This window comes from Flavobacterium longum, assembly GCF_965137575.1.
GTDB lineage: Bacteria > Bacteroidota > Bacteroidia > Flavobacteriales > Flavobacteriaceae > Flavobacterium > Flavobacterium longum.
Genome location: NZ_CBCRZJ010000010.1, coordinates 1 through 1,421 on the forward strand (window position 1 = coordinate 1; position 1,421 = coordinate 1,421).

Consider the following 1,421-nt stretch of genomic DNA (forward strand, 5'->3'; position numbering starts at 1 on the left):
GACGGGGCGAGAATAGGAAAAAGTTCATAGACATATTGGATTGACAGCACTTACAGGAGACTGTAAGAAGCTAAAGAGTAAGGAAAGAATTACGTTAGAATGATTACCTTGGGTTTGATCGGGTTCCGAGTCGACAATATTTACAATATACGATGAAGAGTTTGATCCTGGCTCAGGATGAACGCTAGCGGCAGGCTTAACACATGCAAGTCGAGGGGTAGAAGGAGCTTGCTCCTTTGAGACCGGCGCACGGGTGCGTAACGCGTATGCAACCTACCTTGAACAGGGGAATAGCCCAGAGAAATTTGGATTAATGCCCCATGGNATCTTCGAGCGGCATCGCTTGATTATTAAAGTAACAACGGTTCAAGATGGGCATGCGTCCCATTAGTTAGTTGGTGAGGTAACGGCTCACCAAGACNATGATGGGTAGGGGTCCTGAGAGGGAGATCCCCCACACTGGTACTGAGACACGGACCAGACTCCTACGGGAGGCAGCAGTGAGGAATATTGGTCAATGGGCGCAAGCCTGAACCAGCCATGCCGCGTGCAGGACGACGGCCCTATGGGTTGTAAACTGCTTTTGTACGGGAAGAAACAACGCTTCGTGAAGCGTCTTGACGGTACCGTAAGAATAAGGATCGGCTAACTCCGTGCCAGCAGCCGCGGTAATACGGAGGATCCAAGCGTTATCCGGAATCATTGGGTTTAAAGGGTCCGTAGGCGGGCCTGTAAGTCAGTGGTGAAATCCGGCGGCTTAACCGTCGAACTGCCATTGATACTGCAGGCCTTGAATTTCCGGGAAGTGACTAGAATATGTAGTGTAGCGGTGAAATGCTTAGAGATTACATGGAATACCGATTGCGAAGGCAGGTCACTACCGGTGGATTGACGCTGATGGACGAAAGCGTGGGGAGCGAACAGGATTAGATACCCTGGTAGTCCACGCCGTAAACGATGGATACTAGCTGTTGGGCGTAAGTTCAGTGGCTAAGCGAAAGTGATAAGTATCCCACCTGGGGAGTACGAACGCAAGTTTGAAACTCAAAGGAATTGACGGGGGCCCGCACAAGCGGTGGAGCATGTGGTTTAATTCGATGATACGCGAGGAACCTTACCAAGGCTTAAATGGGAAGCGACAGGCGTGGAAACATGNCTTTCTTCGGACGCTTTTCAAGGTGCTGCATGGTTGTCGTCAGCTCGTGCCGTGAGGTGTCAGGTTAAGTCCTATAACGAGCGCAACCCCTGTTGTTAGTTGCCAGCGAGTCATGTCGGGAACTCTAACAAGACTGCCGGTGCAAACCGTGAGGAAGGTGGGGATGACGTCAAATCATCACGGCCCTTACGCCTTGGGCTACACACGTGCTACAATGGACGGTACAGAGAGCAGCCACTACGTGAGTAGGAGCGAATCTACANNA

At 51.1% G+C, this 1,421-nt stretch carries 1 rRNA gene (running past one end of the window); it reads left to right on the plus strand.

Annotated features, from left to right (window positions below):
* The first annotated feature begins 149 nt into the window (after positions 1-149).
* Positions 150-1,421 (plus strand): 16S ribosomal RNA (locus ACM9J1_RS14285); it runs 344 nt beyond the window's last position.